Origin of the sequence: Pseudomonas zeae, from assembly GCF_014268485.2 — a bacterium.
GTDB classification, from domain to species: Bacteria; Pseudomonadota; Gammaproteobacteria; order Pseudomonadales; family Pseudomonadaceae; genus Aquipseudomonas; species Aquipseudomonas neuropathica.
Map to the genome: position 1 here is coordinate 6507487 of NZ_CP077090.1, position 20124 is coordinate 6527610.

General features: G+C 59.9%; 19 protein-coding genes. 6 read left to right on the forward strand and 13 right to left on the reverse strand.

Annotation, left to right across the window (positions count from 1 at the left end):
- Positions 1-52: 52 nt before the first annotated feature.
- A complete protein-coding gene (locus tag HU754_RS28730) occupies positions 53-538 on the reverse strand; it encodes a 2-thiouracil desulfurase family protein (protein WP_186620078.1) in 486 nt (161 codons plus the stop codon).
- Position 539: 1 nt separating this feature from the next.
- Positions 540-1172 (reverse strand): 2OG-Fe(II) oxygenase, encoded by a 633-nt coding sequence (locus HU754_RS28735; protein ID WP_093429787.1) that lies wholly within the window; start codon positions 1170-1172, stop codon positions 540-542.
- Between the two features lie 108 nt (positions 1173-1280).
- Between HU754_RS28735 and HU754_RS28740 the strand changes: the two genes are divergently transcribed.
- Entirely contained in the window at positions 1281-2012 is a 732-nt protein-coding gene (locus HU754_RS28740) for a DUF2059 domain-containing protein (protein WP_093429786.1), read from the forward strand.
- Between the two features lie 132 nt (positions 2013-2144).
- Here HU754_RS28740 and bipL read toward each other — a convergent pair whose 3' ends face one another.
- Complete coding sequence (bipL, locus tag HU754_RS28745; RefSeq protein ID WP_186620080.1) at positions 2145-3092, reverse strand: phospholipase BipL; 948 nt, start codon at positions 3090-3092, stop codon at positions 2145-2147.
- A 99-nt stretch (positions 3093-3191) separates the two neighbouring features.
- Between bipL and HU754_RS28750 the strand changes: the two genes are divergently transcribed.
- Positions 3192-3770, forward strand: coding sequence for a DUF6436 domain-containing protein (locus HU754_RS28750; RefSeq protein WP_186620081.1), 579 nt, complete (start codon positions 3192-3194; stop codon positions 3768-3770).
- Positions 3771-3872: 102 nt separating this feature from the next.
- Positions 3873-6284, forward strand: a complete 2412-nt coding sequence (locus HU754_RS28755) for a penicillin acylase family protein (RefSeq protein ID WP_186620083.1) — start codon at positions 3873-3875, stop codon at positions 6282-6284.
- A 202-nt stretch (positions 6285-6486) separates the two neighbouring features.
- On the opposite strand, the gene HU754_RS28760 is transcribed toward HU754_RS28755, so the two are convergent.
- Entirely contained in the window at positions 6487-7452 is a 966-nt protein-coding gene (locus HU754_RS28760; protein ID WP_186620085.1) for a GlxA family transcriptional regulator, read from the reverse strand.
- A 152-nt stretch (positions 7453-7604) separates the two neighbouring features.
- On the opposite strand from HU754_RS28760, the gene HU754_RS28765 reads away from it, so the two are divergent.
- Positions 7605-8243, forward strand: coding sequence for an HD domain-containing protein (locus tag HU754_RS28765; protein ID WP_093429781.1), 639 nt, complete (start codon positions 7605-7607; stop codon positions 8241-8243).
- Between the two features lie 153 nt (positions 8244-8396).
- Here HU754_RS28765 and HU754_RS28770 read toward each other — a convergent pair whose 3' ends face one another.
- From HU754_RS28770 to HU754_RS28805, 8 genes are all read right to left on the reverse strand, one after another.
- A complete protein-coding gene (locus HU754_RS28770) occupies positions 8397-9287 on the reverse strand; it encodes an ABC transporter permease subunit (protein ID WP_093429780.1) in 891 nt (296 codons plus the stop codon).
- A complete protein-coding gene (locus HU754_RS28775; protein WP_186620421.1) occupies positions 9284-10165 on the reverse strand; it encodes an ABC transporter permease subunit in 882 nt (293 codons plus the stop codon). The genes HU754_RS28770 and HU754_RS28775 overlap by 4 nt, the downstream gene beginning before the upstream one ends.
- A 35-nt stretch (positions 10166-10200) precedes the next feature.
- Positions 10201-11343, reverse strand: coding sequence for an ABC transporter ATP-binding protein (locus HU754_RS28780; protein WP_034151965.1), 1143 nt, complete (start codon positions 11341-11343; stop codon positions 10201-10203).
- A 67-nt stretch (positions 11344-11410) separates the two neighbouring features.
- Positions 11411-12508: a polyamine ABC transporter substrate-binding protein gene (locus HU754_RS28785; RefSeq protein WP_099757457.1), complete on the reverse strand. Its 1098-nt coding sequence runs from the start codon at positions 12506-12508 to the stop codon at positions 11411-11413.
- 187 nt (positions 12509-12695) lie between these two features.
- Entirely contained in the window at positions 12696-13805 is a 1110-nt protein-coding gene (locus tag HU754_RS28790) for a polyamine ABC transporter substrate-binding protein (RefSeq protein WP_093429777.1), read from the reverse strand.
- A 171-nt stretch (positions 13806-13976) separates the two neighbouring features.
- Complete coding sequence (locus HU754_RS28795) at positions 13977-15341, reverse strand: aspartate aminotransferase family protein (RefSeq protein ID WP_093429776.1); 1365 nt, start codon at positions 15339-15341, stop codon at positions 13977-13979.
- Between the two features lie 56 nt (positions 15342-15397).
- On the reverse strand, positions 15398-16756 hold the full coding sequence (locus tag HU754_RS28800; RefSeq protein ID WP_099757459.1) for a glutamine synthetase family protein: 1359 nt from the start codon (positions 16754-16756) through the stop codon (positions 15398-15400).
- Between the two features lie 94 nt (positions 16757-16850).
- Positions 16851-17207 (reverse strand): gamma-glutamyl-gamma-aminobutyrate hydrolase family protein, encoded by a 357-nt coding sequence (locus HU754_RS28805; RefSeq protein ID WP_116254289.1) that lies wholly within the window; start codon positions 17205-17207, stop codon positions 16851-16853.
- A gap of 278 nt (positions 17208-17485) precedes the next feature.
- On the opposite strand from HU754_RS28805, the gene HU754_RS28810 reads away from it, so the two are divergent.
- Both HU754_RS28810 and HU754_RS28815 read left to right on the forward strand, forming a co-directional pair.
- Entirely contained in the window at positions 17486-18862 is a 1377-nt protein-coding gene (locus HU754_RS28810) for a glutamine synthetase family protein (protein WP_038358985.1), read from the forward strand.
- Between the two features lie 243 nt (positions 18863-19105).
- On the forward strand, positions 19106-19744 hold the full coding sequence (locus HU754_RS28815) for a TetR/AcrR family transcriptional regulator (RefSeq protein ID WP_150648951.1): 639 nt from the start codon (positions 19106-19108) through the stop codon (positions 19742-19744).
- Between the two features lie 153 nt (positions 19745-19897).
- Here the strand turns inward: HU754_RS28815 and HU754_RS28820 are convergent, their stop codons facing one another.
- Positions 19898-20113: a TOBE domain-containing protein gene (locus tag HU754_RS28820; RefSeq protein WP_003229256.1), complete on the reverse strand. Its 216-nt coding sequence runs from the start codon at positions 20111-20113 to the stop codon at positions 19898-19900.
- Positions 20114-20124: the final 11 nt, after the last annotated feature.

The window sequence follows — 20124 nt, forward strand, 5'->3', positions numbered from 1 at the left end:
TCGGCCCCCTCTCCCTCTGGGAGAGGGCTGGGGTGAGGGCAACGATTGCGGATCAGCCCAAAGCCGCCAGAGCCACCGCCGCCTCAGGCAATTCAAGCTCACTGAACACCTGCACACCATGGCGCTTGAGCAGCGCAGCCGTCACGCCCTCGCCACTGACTTTGACGCCACTGAACGTGCCGTCATAGGTCAGCAGGTTTCCACAGGAGGGACTGTTGGCTTTCAATATTGCTACGCGAATCCCGTGCTTCTGCACCAGCTCCAGCGCCTGCCGCGCGCCATCCAGAAACTGCGCACTGACATCCTCGCCATCAGTGGTGATCACCGCCGCGACACCATCAAGCACTTCACCGCCCTGCCCTCCGGGAATCTCCGCCGCCGCCCGCGGCGTCGGCAATCCTCCCGCGACCTCCGGACACAACGGCACCACCCGCCCCTCGGCAATCCACTGCTCCAGCAGATCAAACGGTCCGCTCGCGCCACCGTCGTAACGCACGCGATGGCCCAGCAGGCAGCGGCTGACCAGAATCTTTTCCATCTCAGAACGGCTCGTTGCCACGGCGGCGGAACCAGCCGGTCAGCGACAGGCGCTCGCGGTTCGCCGGCAGCACTTCATGAGGCACTTCACCGGAAAGGAACACCACCAGGCAACCGCCGGTAGGCTGCACGTCGTGCACGCGCTCATCGCTCAGGTACATGCGCAACTGACCACCGTCCTCCGGCAACCATGCATCATTGAGATAGACCACTACCGACACCATGCGCTTGTCATCGTCGCGAAAACGGTCGACATGCCTGCGATAGAACGCGCCCGGCGGATACAGCGCGAAATGGCATTCAAAGTCCTCAAGCCCGAGAAACAGGCCACGGTTAAGCGCCTCACGCAGGCTTTCCATCAAGTTCAGATAACGATCGCTGGCCTCGGCCTGGCCGGGGTCGATCCACTGAATGTGGTCGCCCCGAATCCCTTCGCGGATCTCTGAAAACGGCCCGCGACCGACAGCCGCCGGCGCCAGCTCACCCTCGGCCTCACGTTTACGGCACTCGGCCGCCAGCTCGCGGGTCAAACCGGCGGGCAGGAATATGTTCTGCTGCGACCAGCCGTGTTCCGCCAGGTCGTCGACGATGCGTAACAGCAGTGGGTGTTCAGAGGATATTTGCATGGCGCGCATAGTATGTCGGCGGCAAGAAATCCGACAGAGCCACGCGGCGGCTTGCTACGAATTCTCGACAAGTACCGGCACCGCACGGAGAATAGTCCGCTGCTGACAGGAGTCCCTATGCGCCGTTTGCTTTTTTCACTGTTGATGTTCTGCGTTTTGCCCGCTTGGGCGGACGGCCACGATCAGTTGTACAAGGTCGCCGGCTGGCCAGATCAACGTGCGCATTTCAATGACGCCCTGACCGCCGCGCAGCAGCGCTACCAGAACAGCCTGCCGCCCGCCGTGTTTCAGGCACTGGTGAACAACAGCAACCAGCGCTTCGCCCCGCAAGCTGTGGATCAACGCGCCGAGGCGCAACTGCGGCAGAAGCTCGCTGATCCAAAACCGGCCCTGACTTTCTTTCAATCGCCGCTGGGCAAGAAAATTGTCGCGGCTGAATTGCTCGCCACCCGTCGCGATCAACTGGCGAAAAATGCCAAGGGCTTGCCGAAGATGCAGGCCAGCGACAGCCGTCTGCTGATCATTGGCCACCTCGCGCAAGCCTTGCCGGCGCGAGAAGCCGGCGCCGAAGTCAGCCTGGCGATTGCTGGTGTGGCGGCGGACAGCTTGAGTTCGATGATTCCGGGGCTGCTCGGTGGCGGTCAAGCGCAGGGCATGCTCAATGGTCAGCGCCAGCGCTTGATGGATCAGATTGGCGCGGACATCAACAACACGCTGCTCTACGTGTATCGCGACTTGTCGGATGAAGAGCTGGAAGAGTTTGCGACATTTGCCGAATCGACTGAGGGCAAGGCTTATTACCAGGCGGCACTGGCGGCGATCCGCGCAGGGCTTGCGGTCGGACAATGATCTTTAGCGCCTGACCGGCCGCCTTCGCGAGCAGGCTCGCTCCCACACTGGTTCTTCAATGGAAACAAAATTTGTGAACACCTCGACTACCCTGTGGGAGCGAGCCTGCTCGCGAAGAGGCCCTCACAGACGCTACAGGTTTCGGCCCCTGATCCGCTTGTTCAAGAACTCGAAATACTCCTCACGCATCTCCACCGTCTCATTCGCCAGATGATGCCGCGCCTCGGCCAGCAACAGGATCTGCGGTCGATCGAACTTCCACTTCATCACCTGCAAATTGTGTTGCCAGTCCACCGTCATGTCCGCCTGTCCCTGAATGATCAGCGGCCGTCGCGGACTTTTTTTCGCGTGCTCGACGCGGATGATCCAGCGTGACAGCGCGCCCACCCATTTGGTCGGCAAGCGCCGTGGCTGCAACGGATCGGCCTGGAGAAACGGCAGGAAATCCGGGTCATTGGAATTCTCGCTAAAGCGTCGCGTGACACCCCGAACGAAAGGCCGGAGCAGGTAATAACTAAACTGCGACCAGCCCCATGCCCTTGGACGCACCAGCGGCGCCAGCAAAATCACCTGGCCTTGCGCCGGGCTGTTTTCGCCATGGTTGAGCAGGTGATCAACCACAATCGCCCCGCCGGTGCTTTGCCCGCACAAGTGCCACGGCTGCGGCAACGCGATCGACTGCGCCTCGGCGAACAACGCTTGCAGGACATCCTGGTACTCAGAGAAATCGCGGATGCTCGCACGCGGCCCGCTCGACAGACCATGCCCCGGCAAATCACAGGCGATTACCGCAAAGTCTTGATCCAGCGCCCACTCGATCACATGCCGATACAGCCCGGTGTGATCGTAGTAACCGTGCAGCAGAAACAGCGTCGCCTTGACCTTCTCCGGCCACCAGCAATGGCTGACCACTTCATAGCCATCGACCTCGAAACGGCCCATGCCACGCCAGACATCGCGATGGGGAAAGTCGGTCTGGTAGAAGCGCTGGTAGGCCTTGGCCTCGTCCGACAACGGCTGCCACTCGGCCAAAGGCTTGAGGCTGGCGCGGATTTGATCGGGGTCGAAAGTGGCAGGCATGCGGGCATTCCAAAGCGGTAAACAGACTTTATCGGCCTGCGATATTCATCTGTCGGAGCAAGCATGGCAAGCTAGCCCACCTCTTCTGGAACGAAAACCATGCGTTCGCCCTACCGCACCGCACTGTTTGCCAGCCTGCTCGCGCTGATTTGCGCCGGGGTACTGTGGGCGGCGTACGACTGGTTTCAGGGGCGTTATCTGCGCGCGTTCAGCGAACACACGGCGGTGTTTTCCGGTGATCCGCTGCGCCTGCCGGACAACCTCGCCGGTCCCGGCAAGATTCGCCTGGTACATTTCTGGGACCCGGCCTGCCCGTGCAACGTCGGCAATCAACAGCACCTGACCGAGATGGTCGAGCGGTTTGGCGCTAAAGGCGTGGAGTTCTTCGCCGTGCAGAAAACCGGCAGCCACGGTCAGTTGCCCGCGACCCTCAGCAGTCTGAAAACCATCACGATATTGCCCGGCTCCGAACAGGTTCCGGCCAGCCCGGCCGTGGCGATCTGGGACCGCAGCGGTAAGCTGGCGTACTTCGGCCCGTACAGTGAAGGCCTGAGCTGCAATTCCAGCAACAGCTTTATCGAACCGATTTTGAATGCCCTGACGGAGGATCGCCCGGTGAATGCCACGCACACCCTGGCGGTCGGTTGTTATTGCCCGTGGCCGGTGGAAACGCCGTAAGGCATTCCGGACTTTTCAAGGACAGCGCTGCACGGCACAGAAGGTCTGTGCTAATTGTTTGCAGCCCGACGGGCGGCAATCCCGCTTGCACAAGGAGTCACCATGAAGCGCGTGTTCACCGTACTTGGCTTGCTCATCGTTGTTCTGCTTGCCGGCGTCGGCTGGTATGTCTACAGCAAACAACCCACACGCCAGGGCCAGGTTGAACTGCGCAACCTGCAAGGTTCGGTGACCGTGCGCTATGACGAGCGCGGCGTGCCGCACCTGCGCGCCGAGAACGAAACCGACCTCTACCGCGCCCTCGGCTACGTGCATGCCCAGGATCGCCTGTTCCAGATGGAAGCCATGCGCCGCCTCGCTCGCGGCGAACTGGCCGAAGTACTCGGGCCGAAACTGCTCGACACCGACAAACTGTTCCGCAGCCTGCGCATCCGTGAACGCGCGGCCAGTTACGTCGCCAGTCTCGATAAACAGTCACCGGCGTGGAAGGGCCTGCAAGCCTATCTGGATGGCATTAACCAATATCAGGACACCCACGCCGCACCGATCGAGTTTGACGTGCTGGGCATCCCCAAACGACCGTTCACCGCGGAAGACAGCATCAGCGTCGCCGGCTATATGGCCTACAGCTTTGCGGCGGCGTTTCGCACCGAGCCGTTGCTGACCTATGTGCGCGATCAACTCGGCGCTGATTACCTCAAGGTCTTCGATCTCGACTGGCAACCCAATGGTGTGCTGGCCAACGGTCACGCCAAACCTGCGCCGGTCCTCGCCGCCGGCGACTGGAAAGACCTCAACGCCCTTGCCCGCCTCAGCGAACAAGCGCTGATCGACCAAGGCCTGCCGCAGTTCGAAGGCAGCAACGCCTGGGTCATCGCCGGCAGCCGCAGCCAGAGTGGCAAACCTCTGCTGGCGGGTGATCCGCACATTCGCTTCTCGGTGCCGTCGGTGTGGTACGAGGCGCAATTGTCGGCGCCGGGCTTCGAGCTCTACGGCCATCATCAGGCGCTGGTGCCGTTCGCCTTCCTCGGCCACAACCTCGATTTCGGCTGGAGCCTGACCATGTTCCAGAACGACGATCTGGACCTGATCGCCGAGAAGGTCAACCCGGATAATCCGAATCAGGTCTGGTATCGCGGCCAGTGGACCGACATGGTCGTCACGCAGCAGCAGATCAATGTAAAGGGCCAGCCGCCGGTCACCCTCACCCTGCGCCAATCGCCCCACGGCCCGATCGTCAACGATGCCCTCGGCACCGCTGCCGGCAAAACGCCGATTGCCATGTGGTGGGCCTTCCTCGAAACGCCGAACCCGATCCTCGAAGGCTTTTACCAGCTCAACCGCGCCGACACGCTGGCCAAGGCCCGCGCCGCAGCGGCGAAAGTGCAGGCGCCGGGGCTGAACCTCGTCTACGCCAACGCCAAAGGCGATATCGCCTGGTGGGCTTCAGCGTTGCTGCCCAAGCGCCCCGCTGGGGTGAGGCCGGAATTCATTCTCGACGGCAGCAGCAATCAGGCGGACAAGGACGGCTTCTACCCGTTCAGCGCCAACCCGCAGGAAGAGAACCCGGCGCGCGGCTATATCGTCTCGGCCAACTTCCAGCCGCTGTCGCCGACCGGCATGGAGATTCCCGGTTACTACAACCTTGCCGATCGCGGGCAGCAACTCAATCGTCAGCTCAGCGACAAGAACGTGAAGTGGACCAACGAGGCCAATCAGAAACTGCAACTGGGCACTGCGACCGGTTATGGCCCACGTTTGCTCGCGCCGTTGCTGCCGGTGCTGCGTGAGGTAGTGAGCGATCCGGCACAGCTGAAACTGGTCGAGCAACTGGCGCAATGGCCGGGCGACTATCCGCTGGATTCGGTCAGTGCGACGGTGTTCAACCAGTTCCTCTACGACCTGGCCGATGCGGCGATGCGTGATGAGTTGGGCAATGATTTTTTCGACACCTTGCTGTCGACGCGGGTGATCGATGCGGCGTTGCCGAAGCTGGCGGCGAACGCCGATTCACCTTGGTGGGATAACCGCAACACGGCGAACAAGGAGACCCGTGCCGATGTCGTGCGCGCGGCGTGGGCGGCGAGCATGCAGCACCTGAAGCTGACCCTCGGCGACAATTCGGCCGAGTGGAAATGGGGCGCGGCGCACACGCTGACCCATGGCCATCCGTTGGGGCAACAGAAACCGCTGGAGCGGATTTTCAATGTCGGGCCGTTTGCCGCGCCGGGCAGTCATGAGGTGCCGAACAACCTCTCGGCGAAGATCGGGCCTGCGCCTTGGCCGGTGACTTATGGGCCGTCGACGCGGCGCTTGGTGGATTTTGCCGATCCGGCGCATGGCTTGACGATCAACCCGGTTGGTCAGAGTGGTGTGCCGTTTGACAGTCACTATGACGATCAGGCTGAGGCGTATGTTGACGGGATGTATGTGCAGGCGCATTTCAATGCCGAAGAGGTGACGGCGAATACGCGCAGTACCTTGAAGTTGTTGCCGGCGCGGGCAGCGCCTTAAAAGCCCCTCACCCTAACCCTCTCCCGGGGGGAGAGGGGACTGACCGAGGTGTCTTTTGTCATACATCGACCTGAAAGAACGGTGTCGATTATGGATTCACAACCGCTCACTCAGGTCGGCGTATCTCCTCAACATCCCCCAATCGGCGCCCTCTCCCTATGGGCGGTCCGACGTTTCGGGAGGGCTGGGGTGAGGGTAAGGCTCAAACCATCACCGCAAAATTCAGCCGAAACTGCTGCGGCGTCACCCCCAACCGCCGGTTGAACACCCCGCGCATATGCTGCGCATCCCGAAACCCGCACTGATAGGCCACCGTCTTCAACGGCGCCGCCGTGCTTTCCAGCATCACCCGCGCCGCATCCACCCGCGCCCGCTCGACGAACTCCGCCGGGGTGACTTTGGCTTCCCGGGCAAACACCCGCGAGAAATTGCGCGCACTCATGTTCGCCGCATTGGCCAGATCGGCAATCGTCAGATCGCCCGTGAGATTGGCCAACACATACAACTGCACCAGCGCCACCGCCGAGGTCGGCTCCGCGTGCGGCGTGAGGAACGGACTGAACTGCGACTGCCCACCGGAACGCTGGGTGAACACCACCAGCCGCTTGGCCACGCCCAGCGCCACTTCAGCGCCGTGATCACGCGCCAGCAAATACAACGACAGATCGATCCCCGCCGTGACCCCGGCCGAGGTGTAGAGCGTGCCGTCCTCGACATACAAACGATCCGCGTCGACCTGCGTGGTCGGACACAACTGCGCCAACGCCTCGGCATCGTTCCAGTGGGTGGTGACGGTGCGTGCCTCCAGCAATCCGGCCCGCGCCAGCATAAACGCGCCGTTGCAGATCGAGCCGAAACGCTGCGCCCGTGCGCAGGCCCCGCGCAGCCAACCGTCGAACGTCGCGCCGAAATCCATGAAGGGCAGTTGCGGCCCACCGGCGACCAGCAGCAGATCGTAGGCGTCGAGGGCTTCGCTGAAGTGGCGATGGGCATTCAGGCTCAAACCGTTGGAACAGGCCATCGGCCCGTGCTCGACGCCGATTACTTCGAGCCGATAGTGATCCTCGGGCGCCAGGAAGCGATTAGCCTCGGCGAACACATCCATCGGGCCGCTGACGTCCAGCGACTGCACGCCGGGGAACACGACGATGGCGACGGTTTTGCTCATGGCGGCAAAGCTCCTTTGGGTCTGACCCGAGTTGGCACGATTTGCAGGTGGATTGGCAAGGATCGCAGCCATGCATCGATTGTCCGCTTCCAGCGCCGGGAACAGACTTTCCCCATCAGCGCCACAACGGCGTTTCAGTGAGGAAACTTGCCATGACCACAACCATCGCCGGCATCAAAATCCCTGACAGCGCCCTCGCCCGGGCCACCACCGAATACATCCGCGACATCGAATCCGACCTGCTCTACCACCACTCGCGCCGGGTCTTTCTGTTCGGTGCGTTGAGCGGCGAGCGCCAGCAACTGGCTTACAACCCGGAGCTGCTGTACGTCGGCGCAATGTTCCATGACCTCGGTCTGGTCGAAGGTCATCGCAGTGATGATGAGCGCTTCGAAGTGGACGGTGCCAACGCAGCGGCGGCTTTTCTTAAACCGTACGGGTTGAGCGATGACGACATCGAGCAGGTCTGGCTGTCAATTGCCCTGCACACCACACCGGGCGTGCCCAAGCATCTGCGTCCAACCGTGGCGCTGGTGACCGCTGGTGTGGAAATGGACGTGCTGGGGATGGATTACGCGGCGTTCAGCACCGTGCAGCGTGAAGCGGTGGTGCATGCGCACCCGCGTGGGGAAGGTTTCAAGGAGTGCATCATCTGCGCGTTTGCCGATGGCTTGCGGCATCGTCCGCAGACGACGTTTGGCAATGTGAAGACTGATGTGCTGAAGGATCAGCAGCCGGGGTTCAAGCCGATGAACTTTGTTGAAGTCATCCGCCAATCTCCATGGATTTGAATATCACCAGAAACAACTGAGGGAGCGAGCTTGCTCGCGAATGCGGTGTATCAGCCAATATTTGAGTCGACTGATACTCCGTCTTCGCGAGCAGGCTCGCTCCCACAGTTCGATTTGTGGTTGGCCTCTAGGTTGAGGCCAAACCGATATTGCTTACGCCGCTTCCGGCGCCGGGGCGCGACGCACGTCCGGCTGCTTCCACGAATCGGCTGCGCTTTCTTCGATGGCTTGCTGGATGGCTTTCTTGCGCGCTTCTTCGGCACGGCGGCTGAAGAACCAGACCATGAAGGTCACGATCGACACCGCCAGCAGAATCAGACTGGCAACGGCATTGATCTCGGGTTTCACACCCAGACGCACCGCCGAGAACACTTCCATCGGCAGGGTCGTCGACCCCGGACCGGAGACGAAGCTCGCCAGCACCAGGTCATCCAGCGACAGCGCGAACGACATCATGCCGCCCGCCGCCAGCGACGGCGCGATCATCGGGATGGTGATCAGGAAGAACACCTTCCACGGCCGTGCACCGAGGTCCATGGCCGCTTCTTCGATCGACAGGTCCAGCTCACGCAGACGCGCCGACACCACCACCGCCACATACGCCGCACAGAATGTGGTGTGGGCGATCCAGATGGTGACGATGCCACGTTCCTGCGGCCAGCCGATCATCTGCGCCATGGCCACGAACAGCAGCAACAGCGACAGACCGGTGATCACTTCCGGCATCACCAACGGCGCTGTGACCAGACCGCCGAACAGCGTGCGGCCCTTGAAGCGGGTGATACGGGTCAGCACGAACGCTGCCAGCGTACCCAGCGCCACCGCAGCGACCGCGGTGTAGCAGGCGATTTCCAGCGAGCGCAGCACCGAGCCCATCAGTTGCGTGTTGTCGAGCAGGCCGACGTACCACTTGATCGACCAGCCGCCCCACACCGTCACCAGTTTCGAGGCGTTGAACGAGTAGATCACCAGGATCAGCATCGGCAGGTAGATAAACAACAAACCCAGGACCAGCATCAGGCTGGAGAAACGGAAGCGCTTCATTCTTTACCCTCCATTTCCTTGGCCTGACTGCGGTTGAACAGAATGATCGGCACAATCAGGATCGCCAGCATCACCACCGCCAGCGCGGACGCCACCGGCCAGTCACGGTTATTGAAGAACTCTTGCCAGAGCACTTTACCGATCATCAGGGTTTCCGGACCGCCAAGCAGTTCCGGGATCACGAACTCACCGACCACCGGGATAAACACCAGCATGCAGCCGGCAATGATGCCGTTCTTGGACAGCGGAATAGTGATCTTCCAGAAGCTGTTGAAAGTACTCGAGCCGAGGTCCGAAGCCGCTTCGAGCAGACTGTTGTCGTGCTTCACCAGATTGGCGTACAGCGGCAGGATCATGAACGGCAGGTACGAATAAACAACACCGATGTACACCGCGAGGTTGGTGTTGAGGATTTGCAGCGGCTCGTCGATGAACCCCATGCTCATCAGGAAACCATTGAGCAGACCGTTGTTGCTGAGGATGCCCATCCACGCGTAAACGCGGATCAGGATTGCGGTCCAGGTCGGCATCATGATCAGCAATACCAACACCGTTTGCATTTCTTTACGGGCGGTGGCGATGGCGTAGGCCATCGGGTAGCCGATCAGCAGGCTGAGGACGGTGCTGATGAACGCCATCTTCAACGAGCCGAGGTAAGCGGCGATGTACAACTCGTCGCCCGCCAGCATCGCGTAGTTGCCAAGGTTCAGCAGCAGTTGCAGCTTCTGCTCGGCGTACGTGTAGATCTCGGTGTACGGCGGAATGGCCACGTCGGCTTCGGCGAAACTGATCTTCAGGACGATGAAGAACGGCAGCATGAAGAACAGAAACAGCCAGATGAACGGAACCCCGATGACCAGTTGCCGGCCATTGGGGATTATTCGGTTGATGCGACGTTTGAATTTGCGCATGTTCATGAGCGAAGTACCACGCCGCTGTCGTCTTCCCACCACACGTAGACCTGATCACCCCAGGTCGGACGCGCGCCGCGACGTTCAGCGTTGGCCACAAACGACTGCACCAGTTTGCCGCTCGGCAATTCAACGTAGAACACCGAGTGCCCGCCGAGGTAGGCGATGTCGTGCACCTTGCCGCTGGACCAGTTGTACTCGCAGGTCGGCTGGTCGGCGGTGACCAGCAGCTTCTCCGGGCGGATCGCGTAGGTCACGGACTTGTCCTGCACCGAGGTGCTGATGCCGTGGCCGACGTAGATCTGCCGATCGAGATCCTTACAGGTGATGGTCGCGTGGCCTTCGGCGTCGTCGATCACTTCACCTTCGAAGATGTTGACGTTACCGATAAATTCGCAGACCAGACGGCTGGTCGGGGTTTCGTAGATGTCGATCGGGCTGCCGATCTGGGCGATCCAGCCCAGGTGCATGATCGCGATGCGCTCGGCCATGGTCATGGCCTCTTCCTGGTCGTGGGTCACCATCACGCAGGTCACGCCGACGCGCTCGATGATTTCCACCAGTTCCAGCTGCATCTGCGAACGCAGTTTCTTGTCCAATGCGCCCATCGGCTCATCGAGCAACAGCAACTTCGGCCGCTTGGCCAGCGAACGTGCCAGCGCCACACGCTGACGCTGACCGCCCGACAATTGATGCGGCTTGCGCTTGGCGTACTGGCTCATCTGCACCAGCTTGAGCATCTCGGCCACACGGGCATCGACCTCGGCCTTGGGAATCTTGTCCTGCTGCAGGCCGAAGGCGATGTTCTGCGCCACGGTCATGTGCGGGAACAAGGCGTACGACTGGAACATCATGTTGATCGGACGTTCGTACGGCGGCATGTCGGTGATGTCGACGCCGTCGAGGAAAATCCGCCCCTCCGTGGGCCGTTCGAACCCTGCCAGCATCCGCAGCAGAGTGGATTTGCCCGATCCCGAACCGCCGAGCAAGGCGAAGATCTCGCCCTTCTTGATTTCCAGGGACACATCGTCCACGGCAATCGTCTCGTCGAACTTCTTCGTGACCCGGTCGATTTTGACCAACACCTGTTTCGGTGTCTGGTCGCCCTCGAGGGCTTTCTTATAGGCGCCGGAGGCAACTGCCATTTACGAAACTCCCAGAAAAAAACAATGCAGTTCGCCCAATGCAGACGAACCCAGGATAGTTTGTGCCTTACTTGCCCGACTTGACCTTGGTCCAGCTGCGGGTCATCAAACGTTGAATATTGGGCGGCAACTCGGTCGACACGTAGGTCTTGTCGAGTACTGCTTGCGGTGGATAAACCGCTTCATCGGTGCGAATGGACTGTTCCATCAGCTTGTCCGAACCCGGGTTGGGGTTGGCGTAACCGACGTAATCACTGACCTGGGCAATCACCTCAGGTTTCAGCAAATAGTTGATGAAGGCGTGGGCTTCTTTGACGTTGGACGAATCCTTCGGAATCGCCAGCATGTCGAACCACAGCGCGCCGCCTTCTTTCGGGATCGAGTACGCGATGTTCACGCCCTTCTTGGCTTCCTCGGCGCGGTGCTTGGCCTGGAAGATGTCTCCGGAGAAACCGATGGCCACGCAGATATCGCCGTTGGCCAGGTCGCCGATGTACTTGGACGAGTGGAAATAGGTCACGTACGGACGCACGGCGAGCAGTTTGGCCGTGGCCTTTTCGTAATCCTTGGTGTTGGTGCTGTTGGCGTTCAGGCCCATGTAGTTGAGCACGGTCGGCATCATTTCATCCGCCGAATCGAGGAACGCGACGCCGCAGCTGTGCAGCTTCTTGATGTTCTCGGGTTCGAACAGCACGCTCCAGGAATCGATCTTGTCGATACCGAGCACTGCCTTGACCTTGTCGACGTTGTAACCGATGCCGTTGGTGCCCCACAGGTACGGCACGGCGTACAGGTTGCCCGGATCGTTTTGCTCCAGACGCTTGAGCAGCACCGGGTCGAGATTGGCATAGTTGGGCAACTGCGACTTGTCGAGTTTCTGGAACGCGCCAGCCTTGATCTGCTTGCCAAGGAAGTGGTTCGACGGCACGACCACGTCGTAACCGGTACGCCCGGCCAGCAGCTTGCCTTCCAGGGTTTCGTTGGAGTCAAAGACGTCGTAGACCGGTTTGATCCCGGTTTCTTTCTGGAAATCGGCCAGCGTGGTCTCGCCGATGTAATCGGACCAGTTATAAATATGTACCGTACCGGCGGCCTGGGCTCCGACGGCGATCGTCAGGCCGGCAGTGGCCAGCAGGGCTTTGCGCAAAGAAGAAAAAATAGGCAAGTGGAGGTCCTCTAAATTAGTTGGGCCCAAGTTGCCCCGCACTGCATGACAGCCATGGCTGCCCGGCAACAAAACCGGCGCGCAACTTACCCTCGAAAAACCGTTCCTGCAAAACTTCCTGTCATTTAATTGATCCGCTGGCCGCCCTCGCGGGGACGACGGCCAGCGGTTGCTGCTTCAAACCGGCTTATTTACCGGATTTGATCTTGGTCCAGCTGCGGGTCATTTCACGCTGGGTCGCTGCCGGCAAGTCGGCGATCGCATACAACTTGGCCTGCACGTCGGCTGGCGGGTAGATGCCTGGATCGCTGGTGATGTCTTTTTCCACCAGTGCGGTTGCAGCGGCGTTACCGTTCGGGAAACGTACGGCGTTGGTGATGCCGGCCATGACTTCAGGCTTCTGCAGGAAGGTCATGAACTTGTAGGCGCCTTCAACGTTTTCGGCATCTTTAGGGATGGCGACCATGTCGAAGAAGCTGCCCGCGCCTTCTTTCGGAATGGCGTAGCTGACTTTCACCTTGTCACCGGCCTCGGCGGCACGCGACTTGGCCTGCTGCACGTCACCCGAGTAGCCGACCGCTACGCAGATGTTGCCGTTGGCCAGGTCCGAGATGTACTTGGAGGAGTGGAAGTAGGTGATCGAAGGACGAATCTTGAGGAACAGTTCCTCGGCTTTCTTGATGTCTTCTTTCTTCTGGCTGTCGGTTGGCAGGCCCAGGTAGTGCAGCGCGACCGGGAGCATTTCGGTCGGCGAATCGAGGAAGCTCACGCCGCAGCCCTTGAGTTTGGCGATGTTCTCCGGCTTGAGCAGCACGTCCCACGAATCGATGGTGTCGACGCCCAGCGCAGCCTTGACCTTCTCCGCGTTGTAACCGATGCCGATCGAGCCCCACATGTACGGGAAGGCGTGCTTGTTGCCCGGGTCGCTGACCGACACGGCCTTGAGCAGGTCCTGGTTGAGGTTCTTCCAGTTGGGCAGCTTGGACTGGTCCAGCTCCTGGTAAACGCCAGCCTTGATCTGCTTGGCCAGGAAGTTGTTCGACGGTACGACCACGTCATAGCCGGACTTGCCCGCGAGCAGTTTGGCTTCCAGGGTTTCGTTACTGTCGAATACGTCGTAGACCACCTTGATCCCCGACTCTTTCTCGAAGTTGGCGATGGTGTCCGGCGCGATGTAATCGGACCAGTTATAGACGTGCAGTACTTTGTCGTCCGCTTGAACCGCACCCGCCATCATGCCCGCCACGGACAGCGCGAGAAGTGTCTTGCCAGCAAGCTTTTTACCTAATGCCTTCATGCGTCATGCTCCAAATTTTTCTTTTTTGAACCACTTTGTTCAGCGGCCGAACCCGGACAACTGGAACCGCGGTTAGTCTGGCAAGATCCGAGGCGGTCTTTCAAGAAAAGACCGGCCTTTCTGACAGCTTTGAGCGAGAGCGCCGCAGCTCCCCCGCTCAGAGCCTAGCACTTAGCCTTGCAACGCACTGAGGGTCAGGTCCAGACACTTGCGTGCCTTGGTCACCAGCTCATCGATCTCGGCTTTGCTGATCACCAGCGGCGGCGCGATGATCATGGTGTCGCCCACAGCGCGCATGATCAGGCCGTTGTCGAAGCAGAACTGGCGGCAGATCATGCCGACGCCCTTGCCTTCATAGCGCTTGCGCGTGGCCTTGTCCTGCACCAGCTCGATCGCGCCCAACAGACCAACCCCGCGAACTTCACCCACCAACGGGTGATCACTCAGTTCCCGCAGACGTTTCTGCAAATACGGTGCCGTTTCGTTGCGGGCGTTCTCGATAATTTTTTCGTCGCGCAGAATGCGGATGTTTTCCAGGCCCACCGCTGCTGCCACCGGGTGACCGGAGTAGGTGAAGCCGTGGTTGAAATCGCCACCTTCGTTGAGCACCGCAACAACGGAGTCACGGACAATCAGGCCGCCCATCGGGATATAACCGGAGGTCAGGCCTTTGGCGATGGTCATCATGTCGGGCGCAAGGTCGTAGAAATCGCTACCGAACCACTCACCGGTACGGCCGAAACCACAAATCACTTCGTCGGCGACGAAGAGGATGTCGTACTTGGCGAGGATTTCCTTGATGCGCGGCCAGTAGCTGTCTGGCGGAATGATCACGCCGCCGGCGCCCTGGATCGGCTCGGCAATAAAGGCGCCGACGTTGTCGACGCCGACTTCGAGAATCTTCTCTTCCAGCTGGTTGGCCGCCCAGATACCGAACTCTTCCGGGGACATGTCGCCACCCTCGGCGAACCAGTACGGCTGCGCGATATGAACGATGCCCGGGATCGGCAAGTCGCCTTGTTCGTGCATATACGTCATGCCACCGAGGCTCGCGCCGGCTACGGTCGAACCGTGATAACCGTTCTTGCGGCTGATGATGACTTTCTTGTTCGGCTGGCCTTTGATCGCCCAGTAGTGGCGAACCATACGCAGCATGGTGTCGTTGCCTTCGGAGCCAGAGCCGGTGAAGAACACGTGGTTCATGCCTTCCGGCGCCACGTCGGCAATCGCCTTGGCCAGTTCCAGTGCCGGCGGGTGCGCGGTCTGGAAGAACAGGTTGTAGTACGGCAGTTCGCGCATTTGTTTGGCGGCCGCATCGGCCAGCTCATCACGACCATAACCGATAGCCACGCACCACAGACCAGCCATGCCGTCGAGAATCTTGTTGCCTTCGCTGTCCCACAGGTAAACGCCCTTGGCGTTGGTAATGATCCGCGGGCCCTTCTCTTTCAGTTGCTTGAAGTCGCTGAACGGGGCCAGGTGGTGATCATTGCTGAGTGCTTGCCACTCGCGGGTTTGCGGGTTGTTGCTGGTCATGCCAATTCTCCTTGTTATCGGTGAAGGCGCGGCTGCTGCCAGCCGCGCCCGGCGTATCAGACGGCGAAGAGCAGGTACTCACGCTCCCAGGAACTGATCACGCGCTTGAAGTTTTCATGCTCGGCCCGTTTTACCGCGACGTAGCCAGTGATGAAGGTTTTGCCCAGGTACTTCTCGATGGTCGCGCTGTTTTCCATACGTTCCAGTGCGTCTTCGATGGTCAGTGGCAGGCGCAGGTTGCGGCGCTCATAACCACGGCCCACCACCGGCGCGCTCGGGTTCAGGCCTTCGATCATGCCGATGTAGCCGCAGAGCAGGCTCGCGGCAATCGCCAGGTACGGGTTGGCGTCGGCGCCCGGCAAGCGGTTTTCCACACGGCGGTTCTGCGGGCCGGCATCGGGTACGCGCAGGCCCACGGTGCGGTTCTCTTCGCCCCACTCCACGTTCACCGGTGCCGAGGTATCCGGCAGGAAGCGGCGGAACGAGTTGACGTTGGGTGCGAACAGCGGCAGCAATTCCGGGATCAATTTCTGCAGGCCACCGATGTGGTGCAGGAACAACTGGCTCATGGTTCCGTCTTCATTGGAGAAGACGTTTTTGCCGGTTTCGATGTCGATGATGCTTTGGTGCAAGTGCATCGCACTGCCCGGCTCGCCGGTCATTGGCTTGGCCATGAAAGTCGCGGCCACGTCGTGCTTGAGTGCGGCTTCGCGCATGGTGCGTTTGAACACCAGAATCTGGTCGGCCAGCGACAGCGCGTCACCGTGACGGAAGTTGATTTCCATCTGCGCCGTGCCGTCTTCGTGGATCAGCGTGTCGAGGTCCAGCTCCTGCAGTTCGCACCAGTCGTAGACGTCTTCGAACAGCGGATCGAATTCGTTCGCCGCTTCAATGGAGAACGACTGACGCCCGATTTCCGGACGGCCCGAGCGGCCAATCGGAGGCTGCAACGGATAGTCAGGGTCGTCGCTGCGCTTGGTCAGGTAGAACTCCATTTCCGGCGCCACGATCGGCTGCCAGCCCTTGTCGGCATAGAGCTTGAGAACTTTCTTGAGGACGTTGCGCGGCGACAGCTCGATCGGGTTGCCCTGCTTGTCGTAGGTGTCGTGGATCACTTGAGCAGTTGGCTCGATGGCCCACGGCACCAGGTACACGGCGTTCTGGTCGGGGCGGCAGATCATGTCGATGTCGGCCGGGTCGAGCAGTTCGTAATAGATGTCGTCTTCGACGTAGTCGCCGGTCACGGTCTGCAACAGCACGCTTTCTGGCAGGCGCATGCCTTTTTCGGCGATGAACTTGTTGGTCGGCGAGATCTTGCCCCGGGTGATACCGGTCAAGTCGGCGATCATGCATTCGACTTCTGTGATCTTGTGGTCTTTCAACCAATCGGTGAGCTGGTCGAGGTTGTTACTCATAAATGCCTCTGGGCTGAGTCTCCTGACAGGATGTCAGGCAAAGTTTGACGCTTTGAGCGTCGCGTTAAAGGGGGCTTGCTCGCGCAGTACCGGCTTACGCCTGGCACCGCGCATAGACAATGAAAGAGGAGCTTACCTGCCCTTTACGCTGGCGTTGCATTTCCTGTGCACAGACGAGGCGTGCAGAATCATGAGCACGGCTGGGCACGCGACACAGGCTTTGGGAGTGAAAGCGATCTATATTGGAAGGGGACGCCATAAACAGGATGCTGTCCCGTACGTCCAGAATATCGGACGCTTGCGCTTGAGCGACCATGGACGGGAACATCGTCGGCAACGATTCAGCCATGCTGGCTGCGCTACGGACGGATTTTTCGCCACTGATGTGATGAGCATGCAGACCGGACTGTTGCGAGCAGTCGGTGATGCCGATTAACGGCAGGCGAGACATGAAGCACCCCGGTATTATTGCTGTTATGGGTTTGATCGGAGCTTAGCCTTGTTCATTTTTTTACACAACACCCCCGTAAAAAATACAACACGGCCTGCTCAAGCCCGCGGGTGGCAAGCTTCCTCAGGACAAAAAACTGCCCAAAAATGCCCCATAAATGCCCTCACAGCGCTTTTTTAGGGCAAAAAAGGCCTCGCTTGACTTCGGCAGGCCGTTCGGGTTGACTGAAACCAGAAAAGATCAATGATTGATATTTTTAACAACAAAGGTGTTGCATCATGTCGGTACCCCCGCGTGCCGTTCAGCTTAACGAAGCGAACGCGTTCCTTAAGGAACATCCTGAGGTTCTGTACGTTGACCTTCTGATTGCGGATATGAATGGTGTGGTGCGCGGCAAGCGCATTGAACGCACCAGCCTCCACAAGGTTTACGAGAAAGGCATCAACCTGCCGGCCTCTCTATTTGCTCTGGATATCAATGGTTCTACGGTGGAAAGCACCGGCCTGGGCCTGGACATCGGCGATGCCGATCGTATCTGCTATCCAATCCCCGATACCCTGTGCAACGAGCCATGGCAGAAGCGCCCGACTGCGCAACTGTTGATGACCATGCACGAACTCGAAGGCGACCCGTTCTTCGCCGATCCGCGCGAAGTGCTCCGTCAAGTTGTTGCAAAGTTTGACGAGCTGGGCCTGACCATTTGCGCCGCATTTGAACTCGAGTTCTACCTGATCGACCAGGAAAACGTGAACGGCCGTCCTCAGCCGCCACGCTCGCCGATCTCCGGCAAACGTCCGCACTCGACGCAGGTCTACCTGATCGACGACCTCGACGAATACGTTGACTGCCTCCAAGACATTCTGGAAGGCGCCAAAGAGCAAGGCATTCCGGCCGACGCCATCGTCAAGGAAAGTGCCCCGGCGCAGTTCGAGGTGAACCTGCACCACGTTGCCGACCCGATCAAGGCTTGCGACTACGCGGTCCTGCTCAAGCGTCTGATCAAAAACATCGCCTACGACCATGAAATGGACACCACCTTCATGGCCAAGCCTTATCCGGGCCAGGCAGGTAATGGTCTGCACGTACACATCTCGATTCTGGATAAAGAAGGCAAAAACATTTTTGCCAGCGAGGATCCCGAGCAGAACGCCGCGCTGCGTCACGCGATCGGCGGTGTGCTCGAGACCCTGCCCGCGCAGATGGCGTTCCTCTGCCCGAACGTCAACTCCTACCGTCGTTTCGGCGCACAGTTCTACGTGCCGAACTCGCCGTGCTGGGGTCTGGACAACCGCACCGTGGCGATTCGCGTACCGACCGGCTCTGCCGATGCCGTGCGTATCGAACACCGCGTGGCCGGTGCCGACGCCAACCCGTACCTGCTGATGGCTTCGGTACTGGCCGGCGTGCACCACGGTCTGACCAACAAGATCGAACCGGGCGCACCTGTAGAAGGCAACAGCTACGAGCAGAACGAGCAAAGCCTGCCGAACAACTTGCGCGATGCCCTGCGTGAGCTGGACGATAGCGAGGTGATGGCCAAGTACATCGATCCGAAATACATCGATATCTTCGTCGCCTGCAAGGAAAGCGAGCTGGAGGAGTTCGAACACTCCATCTCCGACCTTGAGTACAACTGGTATCTGCATACCGTGTAAGCGGTTGTAGCGCCAAACAGAACGCCGTCGGCTGACTCAGCCCACGGCGTTTTTTTATGGCCGCCTGCGACGGTTCGCGAGCAGGCTCGCTCCCACAGTTAATCTCCAGTGAACATGAATACTGTGCACACAGAGCCTCCCTGTGGGAGCGAGCCTGCTCCGGGCGGCGCTCCGACGAAAGCGGCCGACAAGACAACACACAAGCCGGCTCGTACAATGCCCGCTGCCCCGCAGGAGACTTCCATGACGCGACCCGCCCCCGTCCGCAAACCCCGTGCCCGCAGTCAGGCGCGCATCGATTCGATACTCGACGCCGCGCGTACATTGCTGGCCGCCGAGGGTGTGGCGAGTCTGTCGATCTACAGCGTCGCCGAGCGCGCGCAGATTCCGCCCTCCTCCGTGTACCACTTCTTCGCCAGCGTCCCGGCGTTGCTTGAGGCACTGACGGCAGATGTGCACGCCGCGTTTCGCGCCTGCCTGCAAGCGCCGATTGATCATGACGCCTTGCGCGACTGGCGCGATCTGTCGCGGCTGGTTGAGCAACGGATGCTGGAGATCTACGATGAAGACGCGGCGGCGCGGCAGTTGATCCTTGCCCAGCATGGTTTGACCGAAGTCACTCAGGCTGACCGTCAGCACGACATCGAACTGGGCGATCTGATGCACAAGCTGTTCGATCATCACTTCGAATTGCCTAGGCTGCCGGAAGATGTCGATGTGTTTGCTTTAGCGATGGAGTTGGGTGACCGGGTTTATGCGCGTTCGGTGCAACAGCATGGGCAGATCACGCCGCGCATGGCTGAGGAAGGGATGCGCGTGTTTGATGCCTACATTGGGTTGTATCTGCCGCCGTATCTACCCAAAAGATCTCTAGTGATCTGACTGACCTCTTCGCGAGCAGGCTCGCTGCCACATTTGGAATGCGATCCCCTGTGGGAGCGAGCCTGCTCGCGAAGGCCGCACCGCAGTTTTCAGATCAGGCACAAAAAACCCCGAACGGCTCACGCTCTCCGGGGTTGTTTTTTACTCACCGACTTACAGCTTGGCGATCGACACCTCGGTGGATTTCACAAAGGCGATCACTTCGCTGCCGACCACCAGTTCCAACTCCTTGACCGAGCGGGTGGTGATCACCGAAGTGACAATGCCGGAAGCGGTCTGCACGTCGATTTCCGACAGCACGTCACCGAGGACGATTTCCTTGATCGAGCCTTTGAACTGGTTGCGGACGTTGATGGCTTTGATAGTCATGGCAATGATTC